Source organism: Arthrobacter sp. H41, assembly GCF_000520535.1.
GTDB lineage: Bacteria > Actinomycetota > Actinomycetes > Actinomycetales > Micrococcaceae > Arthrobacter_D.
The window spans coordinates 12,568-31,335 of the sequence record NZ_KI914794.1; the positions used below are offsets into that span (position 1 = coordinate 12,568).

An 18,768-nucleotide genomic window follows, 5' to 3' on the forward strand; every position below is an offset into this window, starting at 1 on the left:
GGGACGAGCAGGGGTTCCCGAATGGAATCCCTGGCTCTGGAACTAGATATTGAACCCGAGCGCCCGCATCTGGTCGCGGCCGTCCTCGGTGATCTTCTCCGGACCCCATGGTGGCATCCATACCCAGTTCAACCGCCAGTCGTCCACGACGCCGTCGAGCGCCTGGCCCACCTGCTCCTCGAGGACATCGGTGAGAGGGCATGCCGCGGTGGTGAGCGTCATGTCGATCAGGAGTGCGCCGTCGTCGGCATACTTCAGGCCGTACAGCAGGCCGAGGTCGACGATGTTCACGCCCAGTTCGGGGTCGATGACGTCGCGGAGTGCCTCTTCGACGTCGTCCAGCGCGGTCTGCGGGGCTTGCACATCAGTCATGGTGTTCCTTTCGTCGAAGCAGGGGCGGCCTAGGCCTGGACTGCAGCCGTTTCGGTGACCATGAAACGATCGTAGCCCTCTTCCTCGAGCCGGTCGGCAAGTTCCGCGCCGCCCCGCGGGAGCCGCCACCGGGACGAGCAGGGGTTCCCGAATGGAATCCCTGGCTCTGGAACTAGATATTGAACCCGAGCGCCCGCATCTGGTCGCGGCCGTCCTCGGTGATCTTCTCCGGACCCCATGGTGGCATCCATACCCAGTTCAACCGCCAGTCGTCCACGACGCCGTCGAGCGCCTGGCCCACCTGCTCCTCGAGGACATCGGTGAGAGGGCATGCCGCGGTGGTGAGCGTCATGTCGATCAGGAGTGCGCCGTCGTCGGCATACTTCAGGCCGTACAGCAGGCCGAGGTCGACGATGTTCACGCCCAGTTCGGGGTCGATGACGTCGCGGAGTGCCTCTTCGACGTCGTCCAGCGCGGTCTGCGGGGCTTGCACATCAGTCATGGTGTTCCTTTCGTCGAAGCAGGGGCGGCCTAGGCCTGGACTGCAGCCGTTTCGGTGACCATGAAACGATCGTAGCCCTCTTCCTCGAGCCGGTCGGCAAGTTCCGCGCCGCCCTGCTCGGCGATGCGGCCGTCCACGAAGACGTGGACGTGGTCAGGCTTGATGTAGCGGAGGATCCGGGTGTAGTGGGTGATGAGCAGCGTGCCCATCGCGCCCTTGGAGTGCTCGCGGTTGACGCCCTCGGAGACGACCTTGAGCGCGTCGACGTCGAGGCCGGAGTCGGTCTCGTCGAGGATGGCGAACTTCGGGTGGAAGAGCTCGAGCTGCAGGATCTCGACGCGCTTCTTCTCGCCGCCGGAGAAGCCCTCGTTGACGTTGCGCTGCGCGAAGTCCGCGTCGATGCGCAGCTGTCCCATGGCCGCCTTGACGTCCTTGGTCCAGTGGCGGAGACTCGGGGCTTCGCCGTCGAGCGCGGTCTTGGCGGTGCGGAGGAAGTTGGTCATCGTGACCCCGGGAACCTCCACCGGGTACTGCATGGCGAGGAAGAGACCGGCGCGTGCCCGCTCGTCGACGCTCATGGTGAGGACGTCCTCGCCGTCGAGCGTGATCGATCCGCTGTTCACGGTGTAGCGGGGGTGGCCCGCGATGGTGGAGGCCAGCGTGGACTTGCCGGAGCCGTTGGGGCCCATGATGGCGTGGATCTCGCCGGTGTTGATCGTCAGGCTGACACCTTTGAGGATGGGCTTGTTGCCCTGCTCGGTGTCGATGCTGACATGCAGGTCCTTGATTTCAAGGGTGGACATTGTTTCTCCTTTGCCCTGCCGTGCAGGGTGTCGTTCGGGATGGGTGCCGCGGCGGGCGGCTAGCCAAGCTGGGGTGCGGGCGCTCCGTTGGTGACCGTGCTGACGTCCACGTAGACGTTTCCCTCGTGGATCGCCAGGGCGAAAACCGGCACCGGGTCGTAGGCCGGGAGCTGCAGCGGCGCTCCGCTGCGGAGGTCGAACTGCGATCCGTGTCCCCAGCACTCGATGGCGCAGCCTTCGACATCGCCCTCGGACAGCGAGATGTCCGCGTGCGAGCAGGTATCGCCCAGGGCATGGATCTCACCGTCCGAATCGCGGACCACGACCACCGGGTAATCGTCGATCAGTACGCGCAGCGCCTGCTTCACGCCGATGTCGTCGACGCTGCAGATCAACTCACCAGCAGGTTCGGTCATGTCAGGGTCGACCATTGCGGGTTCGGTCATCACAGGTTTCCTGCTGCGAGTTCCTGCTCCACGGCCTCGGAAAGGCGTTCCTCGAGTGAGGGGACCCCGATCTGCTGGATGACCTCGTTGAGGAAGCCGCGTACCACGAGGCGGCGCGCGGTCCGCTCGGGGATGCCGCGGGCCATCAGGTAGAAGAGGTGCTCGTCGTCGAACCGGCCGGTGGCACTGGCATGGCCTGCGCCCTCGATGAGTCCGGTCTCGATCTCGAGGTTGGGCACGGAGTCGGACCGCGCGCCGTCGGTCAGCAGCAGGTTGCGGTTCGTCTCGTAGGTGTCGGTGCCCTCGGCGGCCTTGCGGATCAGGACATCGCCCACCCATACGGTGTGTGCGTCCTTGCCCTGCAGCGCTCCCTTGTACGTCACGCGCGACTTGCAGTTCGGCACGGCGTGGTCCACGAGCAGTCGCTGTTCGAGGTGCTGGCCGGCGTCGGCGAAGTACAGGCCGTACATCTCCACCTCGGCGCCGGGGCCGGTGAAGACCGACGACGGCGTGAGCCTCACGAGGTCCCCGCCCAGCGTGACCACCACGTGCTTGTAGCGCGCATTGCGGCCGATTCTCGCCTGCTGCGACGAGACGTGGACGGCGTCGTCGTCCCACTGCTGGACGCTCACCACGGTGAGTTCCGCGCCGTCCTCGACATTGATCTCCACGTTCTGGGCAAGCGTTGCCTTGCCGTGGTGATCGAGCACCACGACAGCCTTCGAGAACCTGCCCGCGTGGATGACGAGGTGCTGGGCCGAGGCGGCGCTGTCGCTTCCCGACACGTCCACCAGGACCTCGCTGTCGGCGATGGTCTCGGCGGGGATCGTGAGGACAGTGGCAGTGGCGACGGCGGCCCAGGCGGCAGCGGCGACGCGGTCCTCGGGGATCGCCGCCGAGCCGATCCGGGAATCGGTGCGCTCCACGGTCTCGGTGCGCACGTTCGATGCGCCGGTGACGGTCACGGTCGGCGCCGTGCCCGTCAGCGGATCGGTGTGGAGGCCGCGGAGGCGCTTCAGCGGCGTGAAGCGCCAGTCCTCCTCCTGGCCGGTCAACGGAGCGAAGTCGGCGAGGTCGTAGGACTTCAGCCGCTCGCCCCGTGACGCCTCGGGGATCACCGGTGCGTTGCCGTGGCTGTGCTTCTTGAGGCCGAGCTGCTCGGTTCCGGCATTCAGCTCCGAGAGGCTTTCGCCCTCTTCGCTGAAGCCTTCGATCGCCGTCGGATTGAGCGTCATTTCGTCTACGTTGGTGGTCTCAGCCATTGCTAGCCTACTGCCCCTTCCATCTGGAGTTCGATCAACCGGTTGAGCTCGAGCGCGTATTCCATGGGCAGCTCGCGGGCGATCGGCTCGATGAACCCGCGCACGATCATGGCCATGGCTTCGTCTTCCGGCATGCCGCGGGACATCAGGTAGAAGAGCTGTTCCTCGCTCACCCTCGAGACGGTGGCCTCGTGCCCCATGGTGACGTCGTCCTCGCGGATGTCGACGTAGGGGTAGGTGTCCGAGCGGGAGATCGTGTCCACGAGGAGCGCATCACACCGCACCGTGTTGGCCGAGTGAGTTGCTCCCTCCCGGACCTGGACGAGTCCCCGGTATGCCGCCCGCCCGCCGCCGCGGGCGACGGACTTCGAGATGATCGAGGACTTCGTGTTCGGCGCGATGTGGACCATCTTCGAGCCGGTGTCCTGGTGCTGGCCCTCACCGGCGAACGCGATGGACAGCGTCTCGCCCTTTGCGTGCTCGCCGACCAGGTAGACGGCCGGGTACTTCATGGTGACCTTGGAGCCGATGTTGCCGTCGATCCACTCCATGGTGGCGCCCTCGTGCGCTATCGCACGCTTGGTCACCAGGTTGTACACGTTGTTCGACCAGTTCTGGATGGTGGTGTAGCGGACGCGGGCGCCCTTCTTGACCACGATCTCGACGACGGCCGAGTGCAGCGAGTCCGAGGTGTAGATCGGTGCGGTGCAGCCCTCGATGTAGTGGACGTAGGAGTCCTCGTCCGCGATGATCAGCGTGCGCTCGAACTGACCCATGTTCTCCGTGTTGATGCGGAAGTAGGCCTGCAGTGGGATCTCGACGTGGACGCCCTTGGGCACGTACACGAAGGAGCCGCCCGACCATACGGCGGTGTTCAGCGACGCGAACTTGTTGTCGCCGACCGGGATGATGCTGCCGAAGTACTCCTGGAAGATCTCCGGGTGCTCACGGAGCGCCGTGTCGGTGTCGAGGAACAGCACTCCCTGGCGCTCGAGATCCTCGCGGAGCTGGTGGTACACCACCTCCGACTCGTACTGGGCTGCGACGCCCGACACGAGGCGGGCGCGCTCCGCTTCGGGGATGCCGAGCTTCTCGTAGGTGTTGCGGATGTCCTCCGGAAGGTCTTCCCACGTGTTCGCCTGCTTCTCCGTGGAGCGCACGAAGTACTTGATGTTGTCGAAGTCGATGCCGGAGAGGTCCGCGCCCCACGCTGGCATGGGCTTGCGGTCGAAGTACTTGAGGCCCTTGAGGCGGAGGTCGAGCATCCACTGCGGCTCGTTCTTCTTCGCCGAGATGTCCCGGACAACCTCTTCGCTGAGCCCGCGGCGCGCGTTGGCGCTGACGTCGTTCTTGTCGGCCCAGCCGTACTGGTAGGTGCCGATGCCCTCGAGCTCCGGGTTCTTCTCGAGGATGTCGGAGATCACTGACTCCGGTACTGCTGCCGGCGTCGTAAGCTTCTGGTCTACTTGATCCGTCATCACGGCCTTCCTTGCTGATGGTTGGATAACGTTGTTTGTCCGGGTGGAGAATCTGGGCCGGGTCCGGCGGAAGCCGCCGCTGGGCGCACCCTGCCGACCGGGATATGGGTGGTGCAGACATGCCCGCCTCGCGCGAGCGTCGAGAGCCGGCGTACATCCACGCCGAGCAGCCGGGAGAACACCTCGGTCTCCTGGTCGCAGAAAGCGGGGAATTCGGCGGCGAGCTCCTGGATGGGGCAGTGCCCCTGGCACAACTGCATGCTCAGCATCGAGGTCCGCCCGGCGTTGCCGCCCACCGTTTTGGTGGAACTGGCGAAACCGTCGGCGCTGAGGGCGCCGGCCAGGGCCAGGGCCCGGTCTTCGATGGACGGCCCTGCGGCCTCGACCACCGGCGCGTACCGCTCTTCCATCCCGGCGAACCGGCCGCGGGCGAATTCCTGCACGGCATCCGGACCTGCAAGGGTTCCGAGCTGCGTGAGTGCGGCCTTCGCGATGTCGAGGTAGTCGTTGCCGAGCTTGCTCTGTCCCCGCTGGCTGAGGACGTAGCGCCTCGCCGGGCGTCCCGCCCCGCTGGCCGAGGACTTCGCGCGCTTGACCTCGATCAGGCCGTGCTGGAAGAGCGCGTCGAGGTGCCTGCGCATGGCGGCAGGCGTGAAGCCGAGGGTGTCGCCGAGTTCTGCGGCGGAAACGGGCCCGCATTCGAGGACGGCGGAGAGTACCCGGTCACGGGTGCGCTCGTCGGGCTCGGCGCCTGCCTCGGAGATGCCTGGCGGTACACCGGGAGCACTGTCCTGGCCGGTACTGGGCCCGGAGGCGTGCGGAGCCACAGTCATGGGCGAAAACCTCCTCCAGGCAGATAATCAGGCGACAAAATACACAACACAATCATGACCTAATGTATTCCTGTTGTCGCGGGTGCCACCACTTAGGCGAGGCTACCCATCGGCGATGAACCGGCCCCTACTACCTGACGTAGAATCAGAGGGTGCCACACTCCGCCGCCGCGCTCTCCATCGAAGGCCTTGTCAAGGATTTCGGGCCGGTCTCCTCACTCGACGGCCGGATGGTCCGGGTCCTCGACGGCGTCCGCCTTTCGGCGCAGCCGGGCCAGGTCACGGCACTGCTCGGTGCCAACGGCGCCGGCAAGACGACGACCCTCGAGTGTGCCCAGGGCCTGCAGCGTCCCGACGCCGGGAAGGTCCTGCTCCTCGGCGAGAATCCCTACCGGGCCAGCCCCGGCCTCCGGGCGCGAGTCGGAGTCATGCTCCAGGAGGGCGGGCTGCCGCCGTCGGTCAAGCCGATGGCCCTGCTGAAGCATGTGGCGTCCCTGTACACAGCGCCACTCGATATCAATGCGCTCGCTGAACGCCTCGGGATCGCGGACTTCGGAGCCGCAAGCATCCGCGGCCTCTCGGGTGGACAGAAGCAGCGGCTCGCCCTCGCCTGCGCACTGGTGGGCCAGCCCGAGGTCCTGTTCCTCGACGAGCCGAGCGCCGGGCTCGACCCGCAGTCCCGCACCATCGTCTTCGAGCTCATCCAGGAACTCCGGGCAGCGGGCCTGGCGATCATCCTCACCACCCATCTGCTCGATGACGCGCAGAAGCTCGCCGACTACGTCTACATCATCGAAGCGGGAAGAACCGTGGCCGAGGGCACCGTCGCCGAACTGACGGCCATCGAGGGCGCCGACGACCTACGGGAACTCCGCTTCGACACCGTGCCGGGCCTCACCTTGCCTCCCGAGCAGATGGCACACCTGTCCTGTGCCGAGCCGGAGCCGGGCCGGTATGTGCTCAGCGGGCACATCGTTCCCGAGGACATCTCCCAGCTGGCGCAGTGGTGGTCGGCGAGCGGCGTGATGCCCACGGCCATCTCCATGGCGCCACGCTCCCTCGAAGAGGTTTTCCTCGAGATCTCGGGAAGGAGCATTCGATGAGCACCGCCACTCCCCTGGCACCGCGGGTCCTCCGCCAAGGCCGCTATGAAGCGGCTGCAATGCTGCGCAACGGCGAGCAGCTGGTCCTCGCCATCGTGCTCCCGCTGCTGGCCCTCGCCGGACTGGTCCTCACACCGTTGCTCGACGGCTACAGCGTCAGCCGCATCGACATCGCCGCGCCCGGGGTGCTGGCGCTCTGCACCATGTCCACGGCCTTCACCGGGCAGGGCATCGCCACCGGATTCGACCGCCGCTACGGCGTGCTGCGGTTCCTTTCAACCACTCCCCTCGGGAAGTCCGGGCTGATCCTCGGGAAGGCGTGTGCCGTCGTCGTAGTGCTGGCCGTCCAGCTGGTGGTCATCGGTGGAGCTGCGCTGCTGATGGGGTGGCGGCCCGAGGTCGCGGGCCTGGCGCCCGCCATCCTGCTGCTGGCGCTCGGATCCGCGGCGTTCACGGCCCTGGGGCTCCTCGTGGCCGGCACGCTGCGTCCGGAGGCCACCCTCGCCGTTACCAACCTGGTCTGGATATTGCTGGCCGCGGCCGGCGGGATCATCCTTCCGGCGTCCCAGCTTCCCGTGGCCGCCGAGCCGATCGTTCGCCTGCTGCCGTCCGCCGCCCTCGGCGACGGACTCCGCAGTGCCCTCGTCGAGGGACAGTTCGACCTGCTTTCCTGTGTTCTCCTCCTTCTCTGGGCCGCTGCGGCGAGCCTGGCCGCTGTCCGATGGTTCAAATGGAGCTAGTTACATGACGCATCCCGCCTTCGCTGCCCTTGCCGCCCTCCCGTCGAAGCTTCCCCGCTCCACGACGCCGCTGGTGCGCCGGCTCGCGATAGCCTCGCTCGTGTCGCAGATCGTCATCGTCGTGACGGGCGGTGCGGTGCGCCTGACGGCATCGGGCCTCGGCTGCCCCGAATGGCCCCGCTGCACTCCCGATTCGATCGTCAGTACCCCCGAGATGGGCATTCACGGGCTCATCGAGTTCGGCAACCGGCTGCTGACCTTCGTCCTCGTCCTGATCGCCGTCGCCATGATCGGTGCCCTCTGGAACCTGCGGGGAGAACGCCGGGACCTCTTCCGCCTGGCGGTCGCGTTGTTCGCGGGCATCCCCGTGCAGGCCGTCATCGGCGGCATCACCGTCTGGACCGGCCTCAATCCGTGGATCGTGGGCTGGCACTTCCTGGTGTCGATGGTGCTCGTCGTCCTGGCGACGCTGCTGGTCAACCGCGCCCGGCTGACCACGGCACAAAGCGCTGCGGACCTGCCGCGGGCCGCGCCGCCGACGATGCGGCGCCTGCTGGGGGCCATCGCTGCACTGACCGGCATCATCGTGGTCCTCGGTGTCATCGTCACCGGATCCGGTCCCCACGCGGGCGATCACGGCGCGGCGCGCAACGACCTGGACCCCGAGCTGATGACGAAGCTGCATGCCGCGCCCGTTTACCTGCTGGTGATCGCCGTCGCGCTCGCCGTCGTCCTCGCCCTGCGGTGGGCTGTGTCGCCGAGGCTCCGCCGGGCGCTCCTCCTGCTAGCGGTGGTCGTGCTGGCGCAGGGGGCAGTCGGCTATGCCCAGCACTTCCTGAACCTGCCGGTGGCCCTCGTCGCGCTGCACATGCTCGGTGCCTCGGTGCTCACCGCTGCCGCCGCACACGCCGTCTATGTGGGCGTTACGCGCCAGCCCGAGCAGGGTGCGGGGCAGCGCACGCGGGAACCGGCGCAGCAGCACCGCTGAACAGGCGCAGCCGCCTACATTCCCAGGCTTACGTCCCCAGCGTCGCCTCGACGACGTCGAGCAGCCTGCCCAGCTCGCGCTGCTCGCTTCCGGGCGCCGGAAGCAGCGGAAGGCGCGGATCGCCCGCGTTAATCCCGCACACCTTGGCCAGCAGGTGGAGTCCGCTGATCTTGCGCAGGTCGACCACGTGCTGGATGAGCGGAAGGAGCACCTTGCGGCAGACTTCGGCCTGTTCGCCTTCTCCCGCCACGACGGCGTTCCGCAGCATCGAGTAGTACAGGGGCAGGAGTGCGCCGGGGCCGGTGTGCCAGGCGTCCGCGGCGATCGAGCCGGAGACCATCAGGAGGTCCCCGCTCAAACCGTGGCTCACCGGGCGGGACGTCAGGGAGCGGAGCTTCGCGTAGCGCGCCCGGAAGGTCTCGACGTCGGGGGCGGTGTCCTTGAACGCCACTACGTTCTGCAGGTCGAGGAGTTCCGCCACGAGGTCGAGCCCGTAGTCGAACTGCGTGGTGCTCGGGTTGTTGTACAGGCAGATTGGCAGGCCGGTCTCGGCGCTGACCGCCCGGGTCTGCGCAAGCACCTCCTCGTTCGTGAGGGGCACATAGGACACCGGGGACAGCACCAGCCCTGCTGCTCCGGCCTGTGCGGCGTCGACAGCGGCGTCGAGCACCTCCCGCGTCCCCACTGAACTGATTCCCACCACCACCGGCACGGCGCCCTCGGCTGCCTCGATGGCGGTCCGTGCGACACGGGTGCGTTCGGCGGTGCTCAGGTAGGCGAAGCTTCCCGACGATCCGAGGACGGCGACGGCGTCGACGCCGGAGCGTGCGAGTCCGGCGACCATTCCGCCGAGTTCCGGGTGGTTGATTCCGCCGTCGGGGGTGAACGGGGTGATCGGATAGGCGATGAGGCCGGTGAAGTCCATAGGCCCATGCTAGGCCTTCGCCGTGGTGCATCCCGAGCAGGACGACTCAGGTACCGGACGACGCAGGGACTAGAGGACGGGGCCGCCCACGAAGGGGTCGACGGCAAGCGCGAGGAACAGGACGGTCAGGTAGCTGATCGACCCGTGGAAAACCTTCATGGCGGACTTGGTGCTCAGCTCGCCGCGCTGCGCCTGCGAGTGCAGGTGGTGGGATTCGCGGAGGAACCAGGCGCCGGCTCCGACGGCGGCGCAGGAGTAGACCCAGCCGGCACCAGCCGGGAGCAGGAGGAGGGAGCAGGCCACCATGGCCCACGCGTAGAGGACCACCTGGACGGACACTGTGCGGGCTCCGGCGATCGCCCCGAGCATGGGGACCTTGGCAGCCTTGTAGTCGTCGCTGTATTTCATGGACAGCGGCCAGTAGTGCGGCGGCGTCCACAGGAAGATGATGAGGAACAGCACCACGGCCGGCCATTCGACGGCGTTGGTGACGGCGGCCCAGGCGATCAGGACCGGCATGCAGCCGGCAGCGCCTCCCCAGACGATGTTCTGGGCGGTGCGCCGCTTGAGCACCAGCGTGTAGACGACCACGTAGAGGAAGATGGCGGCGACCCCCAGGGCGCCCGCGAGGGGATTGGCGCCGAACCAGAGGATGGCGATCGCCAGGATCCCCAGCGCCCAGGAGAAGACCAGCGCTTCCCGCGGAGTCACCTCGCCCGTGACCAGCGGGCGGTTCTCCGTGCGGTGCATGATCTTGTCGATGTCGCGGTCGATGTAGCAGTTGAAGGCACCTGCGCTACCGGCGGCGAAAGCACCGCCCACCAGGGTTGCTCCGATCAGCCCGAGCGGTGGAAACCCGCCCTGGGCGAAGATCATGGTGGGAAGCGTGGTCACCAGCAGGAGCTCGATCACGCGCGGCTTGGTCAGCGCGAGATAAGCCCTGGCTTTGCGTCCGAAGCCCGGACGGGCCCGCTGAGGACGTGCCGGTGCAGGAACCTGCTGGGTCTTCACGAGGCAACACTTTCGTTTCTTCCGGAGTAAAAGACATGCTCATCATACCCTTTTACAGCCTGTAGAAATTGGCGGCGCCGGGCGGGCCTCCACGATCATCCGGAATGATCTTCCGTCGCGAACGCCGGAACGGGCACCGGTTGTGATGAACAACATGTTACGGACCGGGCGCCGCATAGGATTGCGGAAAGGATAGGCTGGATCGCAAAGCCCGCCTGGCATCGCCGTACCGGATGCTGGGAGGTGCTTGCAGCATGCAGAATTCGACGGCGAACGGCCAGCTGGCCAGGGTGCTTTCCGGCGCCCCGGGCCCGATGCACTCGGCGCCCGAGGCGCTGGCCGTTCCGGACAGAGAGGGGCCCGGAAACGTGCCACAGACGCAAGAGCAGGAACTGAACTGGACGAAGATGGACGACCGCGCGGTGGACACGGTCCGGGTCCTTGCGGCGGATGCAGTGGAGAAGGTGGGGAACGGCCACCCCGGAACGGCGATGAGCCTCGCGCCCGCCGCATATCTCCTGTTCCAGAAGCTGATGCGGCATGACCCATCTGACCCTGAGTGGACGGGCCGCGACCGGTTCGTGCTCTCTCCCGGACACACGTCGCTCACCCTGTACATCCAGCTGTACCTGTCCGGCTACGGACTCGAGCTCCCCGACCTGCAGGCGCTGCGTACCTGGGGGTCGCTGACGCCGGGGCACCCCGAATACCGTCACACCAAGGGTGTGGAGATCACCACCGGTCCCCTGGGCCAGGGCCTGGCGACGTCGGTCGGGTTCGCCTATGGCCAGCGCCGCCAGCGCGGCATGTTCGACCCCGAGGCACCGGAGGGCACCAGCCCGTTCGATCACACCATCTGGGTCATCGCCTCCGACGGCGACCTCCAGGAGGGCGTCACCGCCGAAGCCTCCTCGCTCGCCGGCCACCAGGAACTCGGCAACCTCGTGGTCCTGTACGACGAGAACCACATCTCCATCGAGGACGACACCGACGTCTCCTTCAGCGAGGACGTCCTGAAGCGGTACGAAGCCTACGGCTGGCACGTGCAGCGCGTGGACTGGACCCGGACCGGCGAGTACGTCGAGGACATCGCGGAGCTGTACGGCGCGCTCGTCGCGGCGAAGAAGGAGACGTCGAAGCCCTCCATCGTCTCCCTCCGGACCATCATCGGCTGGCCCTCGCCCACCAAGCAGAACACCGGCAAGATCCATGGCTCCGCCCTCGGCAAGGACGAGGTAGCGGCGCTCAAGGAGACGCTCGGCTTCGACCCGGAGAAGCATTTCGACGTCGACCCCGAGGTGCTCGCGCATGCCCGCGGCGTCGTCGAGCGCGGTGCGGCGGCCCACACCGAGTGGAACTCGACCTTCACCTCCTGGAGCGAGGCCCACCCCGAGGAGACCGCTCTGCTGGAGCGTATCCAGGCGCGCACGCTGCCGGACGGCTGGGAAGCGAGCCTGCCGGTGTTCGAGCCGGGCAAGGACCTGTCCACCCGTGCCGCCTCGGGCAAGGTCCTGACCGCCATCGGTCCGGCACTCCCCGAGCTGTGGGGAGGCTCCGCGGACCTCGCCGAGTCGAACAACACCACGATCGAGGGCTCGCCGTCGTTCATCCCCGAGAGCCGCCAGACCGACGCCTGGTCGGGCAACCCCTACGGACGGGTGCTGCACTTCGGCATCCGCGAGCACGCGGCTGCCGCGATCGTCAACGGCATCGTGATGCACAGCAGCACGAGGGCCTTCTCCGGCACGTTCCTGATCTTCAGCGACTACCAGCGGCCCGCCGTGCGCCTCGGCGCCCTGATGGGCGTCCCGGCCATCTACGTCTGGACGCATGATTCGATCGGTCTCGGCGAGGACGGACCCACCCACCAGCCGGTGGAGCAGCTGTCCGCGCTGCGCACCATCCCGGGGCTCGACGTCGTCCGCCCCGGCGACGCGAACGAGGTGGCCGTCGCCTGGCGCACCATCCTCGAGAACACCGAGAACCCCGCGGGCATCGTGCTGACCCGGCAGAACATCCCCACCTACGAGCGTGGCGCCGGCGCTGCCTCCGGCGATACATTCGGTTCCGCCGACGGTGTGGCGCGCGGCGCCTACGTCCTCGCCGAGGCGAGGAGCGGAACCCCCGACGTGATCCTGCTGGGTACGGGCTCCGAGGTCCAGCTTGCAGTTCAGGCACGCGAGGCCCTCGAGGCCGACGGAATCTCGGCGCGCGTGGTGTCGGTGCCGTGCCTCGAGTGGTTCAACGCACAGGACCAGGCCTACCGCGAAAGCGTCCTGCCCCGATCGGTCCGGGCACGGGTGTCGGTCGAGGCAGGGGTGGCGCAGAGCTGGCACGGGCTGGTCGGCGACGCCGGGCGGATCGTCTCCCTCGAACACTTCGGGGCTTCCGCCGACTACAAGACGCTGTTCCGCGAATTCGGGATCACCGCCGAGGCAGTCGTCGCGGCCGCGAAGGATTCCCTCGCCGCCGTTTCCTCGGATCCGCTCGCCCCGAACGGTACACCGGCCATGGGATCGGGCGCCCAGTCGACCGAGACCGGCGACCAGCAGTAGCCCCCTTCGAATCAGCCCTTTCGGCACGTTTTTTCCGCGGAAGCGGAACTAAGGAGAACATCATGACTTCGACACCAACAGCGGACCTCTCGGCAGCAGGCGTCTCCATCTGGCTTGACGACCTGTCGCGGGAACGCATCAACTCGGGCGCCTTCAAGCGGCTCATCGAGGAACTCGACGTGGTGGGCGTGACCACCAACCCCAGCATCTTCGCCGCCGCCCTGAAGCAGGGCGAGTCCTACGCGACCCAGGTCGGCGCGATCGCCGAGGCCGGCGCGTCCGTCGACCAGGCGGTGTTCGACATCACCACCCACGACGTCGCCCAGGCCTGCGACATCTTCGCGGAGCAGGCGAAGAAGAGCGGCGGCGCCGACGGCAGGGTCTCCATCGAGGTGGACCCGAGGCTCTCACGCGACACCGAGGGCACCATCGCCGAGGCGAAACGGCTCCACGCGAAGGTCCAGCGCACCAACGTGCTCATCAAGATCCCGGCGACCGTCGAAGGCCTCGAAGCCATTGCCGCTACCCTCGCGGCGGGCATCAGCGTCAACGTGACCCTGATCTTCTCGCTCGAACGCTACCGCGCCGTCATCAACGCCTTTATGCTCGGCCTCGAGCAGGCGAAGGAGAACGGCCACGACCTCTCGAAGATCCAGTCCGTGGCCTCCTTCTTCGTCTCCCGCGTCGACGCCGAGATCGACGCGCGGCTCGATGCATTGGGCACCGAGGAGGCGACAGGGCTCAAGGGCAAGGCCGGCCTCGCGAATGCGCGCCTGGCCTACCAGGTCTATGAAGAGCAGTTCGCGACCGAGCGCTGGCAGGTCCTCGCGGCAGCCGGTGCGCACCCGCAGCGCCCGCTGTGGGCGTCGACCGGCGTCAAGGATCCGAACCTTCCCGACACTCTGTACGTCACGGGCCTCGTTGCTGCCAATGTCGTGAACACCATGCCGGAGAAGACGCTCGAGGCGACGGCGGACCACGGCGTCATCGAGGGCGACACCGTCACCGGCACCTACCAGGAATCCACCGACATCCTGAACCGCCTCGACGCGCTGGGCATCTCCTACACCGACGTCGTCGAGCTGCTCGAAACCGAGGGACTCGACAAGTTCGTGGCCAGCTGGTCGGAGCTCCTCGAAACCGTCCAGGCCGCCCTCGACTCCGCGAAGGACTGATCCGACAATGGGTTCCTTCGCGCTCGCTGCCTCCGGTGCCGCCCGGCAGGCCATCGATTCCGCCCTACCAGCCCTGATCGGGGACCGCGTGGCCTCCCGGCTCATGGCCAAGGACCCTACGCTGTGGGGGCCGGACGCCGAAGCCGAGGCATCGGTCCGCCTCGGCTGGATCGACCTGTTCGACGAGTCGCGCTCGTTGGTCCCCGCCATCCTCGGGTTGCGGAAGGACCTTGCCGCCGAGGGGGTGGACCGCATCGTCCTGTGTGGGATGGGAGGATCATCGCTTGCCCCCGAGGTGATCACCCGGGCCGCCGGCGTGGACCTCGTGGTGCTCGACTCCACGGATCCGGACCAGGTCCGCACCGCCGTGGAGGAGGGCCTGGACCGGACAGCGATCGTGGTGTCGTCGAAGTCCGGCTCCACGGTGGAGACCGACTCCCAGCGCCGGATCTTCGAAAAGGCCTTCACGGACGCGGGAATCGACGCGACGTCGCGCATCATCATCGTGACCGACCCGGGTTCGTCCCTCGACGGTTCCGCACGTGCCGCGGGCTACCGGCAGGTGTTCAACGCCAACCCGCACGTCGGCGGCCGCTACTCGGCGCTCACCGCCTTCGGCCTGGTGCCCTCGGGCCTTGCCGGCGCCGACATCGAGGCGCTGATCGATGACGCGGAGGAGATCTCCGAGTTCCTGTCGGAGGACGGGAACGACAACGTCGGCCTGCGCCTCGGCGCCGTCCTCGGCGGGACCACTCCCCTACGCGACAAGATCGTCTTCGCCGATGCCGGTTCAGGCCTGCCGGGCTTCGGCGACTGGGCCGAGCAGCTCATCGCCGAGTCCACCGGGAAGCTCGGCACGGGGCTGCTGCCCGTCGTGGCGTCGCTCGACGCGCCCGAGATCACGAACGCGGCCGACGACGTCGTGCCGGTGCTCCTCTCGGCGATCGACGCCCTTCCCAGTGATGAGGTGGCGGACGGCACACGCGCCGTCGTCAGCGGCACGCTCGGCAGCCAGCTCTTCGTCTGGGAATACGCCGTCGCCGTCGCCGGCCGGCTGTTGGGGATCAATCCCTTCGACCAGCCCGACGTCGAAGCCGCGAAGAACGCAGCCCGGGGCCTCCTCGACGCGCAGCCCGAGCCGACCCCGGCCGCCTTCGTGGACGGCGCCATCGAGGTGCGCGGGGACTCCGCCCTGCTGGGGGATTCGAGCACCGTGGGTGATGCCGTGCAGGCGCTGCTCGACACGCTCGGCCCGGACGGGTACCTGTCGGTCCAGGCCTACCTCGACCGGCACGCGCAGGCGTCCCTCGAGGAGGTGCGAACGCCGTTGGCCGCCGTCACGGGCAGGCCCGTCACATTCGGCTGGGCGCCGCGTTTCCTCCACTCGACGGGGCAGTTCCACAAGGGCGGGCCCGCCTCGGGCGTGTACCTGCAGATCACCGGAACGGCGTCGTCGGACCTTGACATCCCCGACCTGCCCTTCACCTTCGGTCAGCTGATCGCAGCGCAGGCCGCCGGCGATGCCCAGGTCCTCGCCGACCACGGCCGGCCGGTCCTCCGCCTGCACCTCGCGGACCGTGCCGCGGGACTGGCGCAGCTCGCAACCGTCATCGACCACCTCGCGGAGTCCGACACGGACCCCCGGGCCACCCGGACCGACACCTCCGGGAACGGGTAGCCATGCCGCTGGGTTCTCCGACGAAGCAGTCCAACCCGCTGCGCGATTCCCGCGACCGGCGGCTCAGCAGGATCGCCGGGCCCTCCTCCCTCGTCCTGTTCGGGGTCACGGGAGACCTGGCACGCAAGAAGCTGATGCCGGCGATCTACGACCTCGCGAACCGCGGACTGCTTCCCCCCAGCTTCGCCCTGGTGGGTTTCGGTCGGCGCGACTGGAGCGACGAGCAGTTCTCCTCCGAGGTGAAGGACGCGGTGTCGCAGTACGCGCGGACGCCGTTCAATGAGGCGGTCTGGGAGCAGCTCGCGGCGGGCGTGCGGTTCGTGCAGGGCAACTTCGACGACGACGACGCCTTCGGCAGGCTGAAGGAATGCATCGGGGAACTCGATGCCACGCGCGGCACGCGGGGCAACCACGCGTTCTACCTCTCCATTCCGCCCAACGCCTTCGAGGTGGTGTGCCAGAAGCTCTCCGAGCACGGGCTCGCGCAGCCGGAGGACGGGCAGTGGCGGCGCGTGGTCATCGAGAAACCGTTCGGCCACGACCTCGAATCGGCGCAGGAGCTCAACCGGATCGTCGAGCAGGTGTTCCCGCCCGACGCCGTCTTCCGGATCGATCACTACCTCGGCAAGGAAACGGTCCAGAACATCCTCGCGCTGCGCTTCGCGAACCAGCTGTTCGAGCCGCTGTGGAACGCCAACCACGTCGACCACGTCCAGATCACCATGGCCGAGGACATCGGCATCGGCGGCAGGGCGGGATACTACGACGGCGTGGGCGCTGCCCGCGATGTCATCCAGAACCACCTGCTGCAGCTGCTCGCCCTGACCGCCATGGAAGAGCCGATCTCCTTCGCGGCGAAGGACCTGCGCAACGAGAAGGAGAAGGTCCTTGCGGCGGTGACACTGCCCGATGACCTCTCGGGGCACTCCGCGCGCGGCCAGTACGCGGCCGGCTGGCAGGGCGGCGAGCAGGTTCGGGGCTTCCTCGAGGAGGACGGCATTCCGGAGTACTCCGCCACGGAGACCTTCGCCGCCCTCCGGCTGGACATCCACACCCGGCGGTGGAGCGGTGTACCGTTCTACCTCCGCGCCGGAAAGCGGCTGGGCCGTCGCGTGACGGAGATCGCCGTGGTGTTCAAACGTGCGCCGAACCTCCTGTTCCGCGACCATTCGGAGGAGGACTTCGGGCAGAACGCCGTGGTCATCCGGGTACAGCCTGACGAGGGGGTCACCATCCGGTTCGGTTCGAAGGTCCCCGGAACCCAGACCGAGGTCCGCGACGTCACCATGGATTTCGGTTACGGACACTCCTTCACCGAGTCCAGCCCCGAGGCGTACGAGAGGCTCATCCTCGATGTCCTCCTGGGCGAGCCCCCACTGTTCCCGCGGCAGGAAGAGGTCGAATTGTCCTGGCGGATCCTTGACCCGTTCGAGAAATACTGGGAATCGCTCGGCGGCCAGCCGGAAGCCTACGTACCGGGCAGCTGGGGTCCGGCCTCCGCCGACGACCTCCTCGCGCGTGACGGACGCACCTGGAGGAGGCCATGATCGTCGATCTCCCGGGCACCACCACGTCGAAGGTGTCGAAGGAGCTGATGACCCTGCGGGATCGCGGCGGCGTCGTGGCACTCGGGCGCGTCCTGACCCTGGTGGTCATCACCCGCTCGGGCTACGAGGAGGAAGCCATCCAGGCCGCGAACGAGGCGAGCAGGGAACACCCCTGCCGCATCATCGTGCTCGCCGAGGGTTCCGCCGACGACGACACCCGGCTCGACGGCCAGATCCGCGTCGGCGGCGACGCCGGGGCCTCCGAAGTGATCGTCCTGCGCGGCCACGGGGAACTCGCCACCGAGAACGAGTCGCTCGTCTCGGCGCTGCTGCTGCCCGACGCGCCGATCGTCGCCTGGTGGCCCCACGGCGTCCCGGAAGCGGCATCACGGACCTCGATCGGCGGTATCGCGCACCGGAGGATCACCGACTCCGCGAATGAGCCGGATCCGACGGCGGCCCTGTTCAACATCAGCAGGACCTACGAGGCCGGGGACACCGACCTCGCCTGGACGCGGCTCACCAACTGGCGTATCCAGCTCGCTGCGGTGCTGGATCAGCTCGATCCCTCGCCGGTCACCGCGGTCACGGTGGAGGGCGCCTCCGATTCGCCCAGCACGGTGCTGCTCGCTGCCTGGCTGACGCTGGCGCTGAACGTTCACGTCACCATCGCTGCGGGACCGCCCGGCACCGGATTGCGCCGCGTACGGTTTTCGCGGAACAACGGCGAGGTGGAACTCCACCGTCCACACGGCGACGTCGCAGAGCTCTACCAGCCCAACCAGCCGGTCCAGCGGATCTCCCTTCCCCGCCGCGGCCTGCAGGAGTGCCTCGCCGAGGAACTGAGACGCCTTGACCCCGACGAGGTCTTCGGAGAGGTTATTACCGAAGGTCTCGCCCGAACCAACCTGAGGAGTGTTCGAACCAGTGAGCGCTGATCCGAAAGTAAGCATCCACCCCGATCCGGCGTCCCTCGCGGCCGCCGTCGCCGCGCGCCTGATCACCCGGCTGGTGGACGTGCAGACGGAGCGCGGGACCGCGACGGTGGTGTTGACCGGCGGATCCATCGGCACCGCGGCGCTCCAGGCCGTCGCCGCGTCCCCGGCCAGCGCGGCCGTCGACTGGGCCAACGTGCACTTCTGGTGGGGGGATGAACGCTTCCTGCGCGCCGGGGATGAGGAGCGGAACGCCGTCCAGGCGCGGGCCGCGCTCCTGGACCGGCTGCAGGTCGACCCGGTCAAGGTCCACGAATTCGGATCCAAGGACGAGTACCCCGACCAGGATGCGGCTGCTGCCGGCTATGCCGCGGAACTGCAGGCGGCTGCGGCGGCCGAGGGCGGCGACCTTTCG

Annotated in this window: 18 protein-coding genes; 9 read left to right on the forward strand and 9 right to left on the reverse strand. The window is 67.8% G+C overall.

Annotation, left to right across the window (positions count from 1 at the left end):
- Positions 1 to 42: 42 nt before the first annotated feature.
- From Y705_RS0109230 to Y705_RS0109260, 7 genes are all read right to left on the reverse strand, one after another.
- On the reverse strand, positions 43 to 372 hold the full coding sequence (locus tag Y705_RS0109230) for a metal-sulfur cluster assembly factor (RefSeq protein WP_026532651.1): 330 nt from the start codon (positions 370 to 372) through the stop codon (positions 43 to 45).
- A 172-nt stretch (positions 373 to 544) separates the two neighbouring features.
- Positions 545 to 874, reverse strand: coding sequence for a metal-sulfur cluster assembly factor (locus Y705_RS0109235; protein WP_026532651.1), 330 nt, complete (start codon positions 872 to 874; stop codon positions 545 to 547).
- Between the two features lie 29 nt (positions 875 to 903).
- Positions 904 to 1,677 carry a Fe-S cluster assembly ATPase SufC gene (gene sufC, locus Y705_RS0109240; RefSeq protein WP_026532652.1) on the reverse strand — a complete coding sequence of 258 codons (774 nt, stop codon included), beginning with the start codon at positions 1,675 to 1,677 and terminating at the stop codon, positions 904 to 906.
- A gap of 59 nt (positions 1,678 to 1,736) precedes the next feature.
- Positions 1,737 to 2,093, reverse strand: coding sequence for a non-heme iron oxygenase ferredoxin subunit (locus Y705_RS0109245; protein ID WP_026532653.1), 357 nt, complete (start codon positions 2,091 to 2,093; stop codon positions 1,737 to 1,739).
- 29 nt (positions 2,094 to 2,122) lie between these two features.
- The gene (gene sufD, locus Y705_RS0109250) at positions 2,123 to 3,385 is read right to left on the reverse strand and encodes a Fe-S cluster assembly protein SufD (protein ID WP_049822538.1); all 1,263 of its coding nucleotides are present in this window, start codon (positions 3,383 to 3,385) and stop codon (positions 2,123 to 2,125) included.
- Between the two features lie 2 nt (positions 3,386 to 3,387).
- On the reverse strand, positions 3,388 to 4,863 hold the full coding sequence (sufB, locus tag Y705_RS0109255) for a Fe-S cluster assembly protein SufB (RefSeq protein ID WP_026532655.1): 1,476 nt from the start codon (positions 4,861 to 4,863) through the stop codon (positions 3,388 to 3,390).
- Positions 4,863 to 5,696 carry a helix-turn-helix transcriptional regulator gene (locus Y705_RS0109260; RefSeq protein ID WP_026532656.1) on the reverse strand — a complete coding sequence of 278 codons (834 nt, stop codon included), beginning with the start codon at positions 5,694 to 5,696 and terminating at the stop codon, positions 4,863 to 4,865. The genes sufB and Y705_RS0109260 overlap by 1 nt, the downstream gene beginning before the upstream one ends.
- 152 nt (positions 5,697 to 5,848) lie before the next feature.
- On the opposite strand from Y705_RS0109260, the gene Y705_RS0109265 reads away from it, so the two are divergent.
- From Y705_RS0109265 to Y705_RS18725, 3 genes are read left to right on the forward strand one after another with little or no spacing between them, the layout of a single operon-like run.
- Positions 5,849 to 6,799, forward strand: coding sequence for an ABC transporter ATP-binding protein (locus Y705_RS0109265; protein WP_026532657.1), 951 nt, complete (start codon positions 5,849 to 5,851; stop codon positions 6,797 to 6,799).
- On the forward strand, positions 6,796 to 7,539 hold the full coding sequence (locus Y705_RS0109270; RefSeq protein ID WP_026532658.1) for an ABC transporter permease: 744 nt from the start codon (positions 6,796 to 6,798) through the stop codon (positions 7,537 to 7,539). The genes Y705_RS0109265 and Y705_RS0109270 overlap by 4 nt, the downstream gene beginning before the upstream one ends.
- A 4-nt stretch (positions 7,540 to 7,543) precedes the next feature.
- Positions 7,544 to 8,527, forward strand: a complete 984-nt coding sequence (locus Y705_RS18725; protein WP_049822539.1) for a COX15/CtaA family protein — start codon at positions 7,544 to 7,546, stop codon at positions 8,525 to 8,527.
- A gap of 28 nt (positions 8,528 to 8,555) precedes the next feature.
- Here Y705_RS18725 and Y705_RS0109280 read toward each other — a convergent pair whose 3' ends face one another.
- Together Y705_RS0109280 and Y705_RS0109285 are read right to left on the reverse strand one after the other, a co-directional pair.
- Positions 8,556 to 9,452: a dihydrodipicolinate synthase family protein gene (locus Y705_RS0109280; RefSeq protein WP_026532659.1), complete on the reverse strand. Its 897-nt coding sequence runs from the start codon at positions 9,450 to 9,452 to the stop codon at positions 8,556 to 8,558.
- Between the two features lie 69 nt (positions 9,453 to 9,521).
- Positions 9,522 to 10,463, reverse strand: a complete 942-nt coding sequence (locus tag Y705_RS0109285) for a heme o synthase (protein ID WP_026532660.1) — start codon at positions 10,461 to 10,463, stop codon at positions 9,522 to 9,524.
- A gap of 407 nt (positions 10,464 to 10,870) precedes the next feature.
- On the opposite strand from Y705_RS0109285, the gene tkt reads away from it, so the two are divergent.
- From tkt to Y705_RS0109315, 6 genes are all read left to right on the forward strand, one after another.
- Entirely contained in the window at positions 10,871 to 13,018 is a 2,148-nt protein-coding gene (gene tkt, locus Y705_RS18730) for a transketolase (protein WP_253908556.1), read from the forward strand.
- 62 nt (positions 13,019 to 13,080) lie between these two features.
- Entirely contained in the window at positions 13,081 to 14,193 is a 1,113-nt protein-coding gene (gene tal / locus Y705_RS0109295) for a transaldolase (protein ID WP_026532661.1), read from the forward strand.
- Between the two features lie 7 nt (positions 14,194 to 14,200).
- On the forward strand, positions 14,201 to 15,871 hold the full coding sequence (locus Y705_RS0109300; protein WP_026532662.1) for a glucose-6-phosphate isomerase: 1,671 nt from the start codon (positions 14,201 to 14,203) through the stop codon (positions 15,869 to 15,871).
- A gap of 2 nt (positions 15,872 to 15,873) precedes the next feature.
- Positions 15,874 to 17,418, forward strand: coding sequence for a glucose-6-phosphate dehydrogenase (gene zwf, locus Y705_RS0109305; RefSeq protein ID WP_026532663.1), 1,545 nt, complete (start codon positions 15,874 to 15,876; stop codon positions 17,416 to 17,418).
- Positions 17,415 to 18,356, forward strand: coding sequence for a glucose-6-phosphate dehydrogenase assembly protein OpcA (locus tag Y705_RS0109310; RefSeq protein ID WP_026532664.1), 942 nt, complete (start codon positions 17,415 to 17,417; stop codon positions 18,354 to 18,356). The genes zwf and Y705_RS0109310 overlap by 4 nt, the downstream gene beginning before the upstream one ends.
- A partial coding sequence (locus Y705_RS0109315) for a 6-phosphogluconolactonase (RefSeq protein WP_162149066.1) occupies positions 18,346 to 18,768 on the forward strand: 423 nt, incomplete at its 3' end. The genes Y705_RS0109310 and Y705_RS0109315, both read left to right, overlap by 11 nt.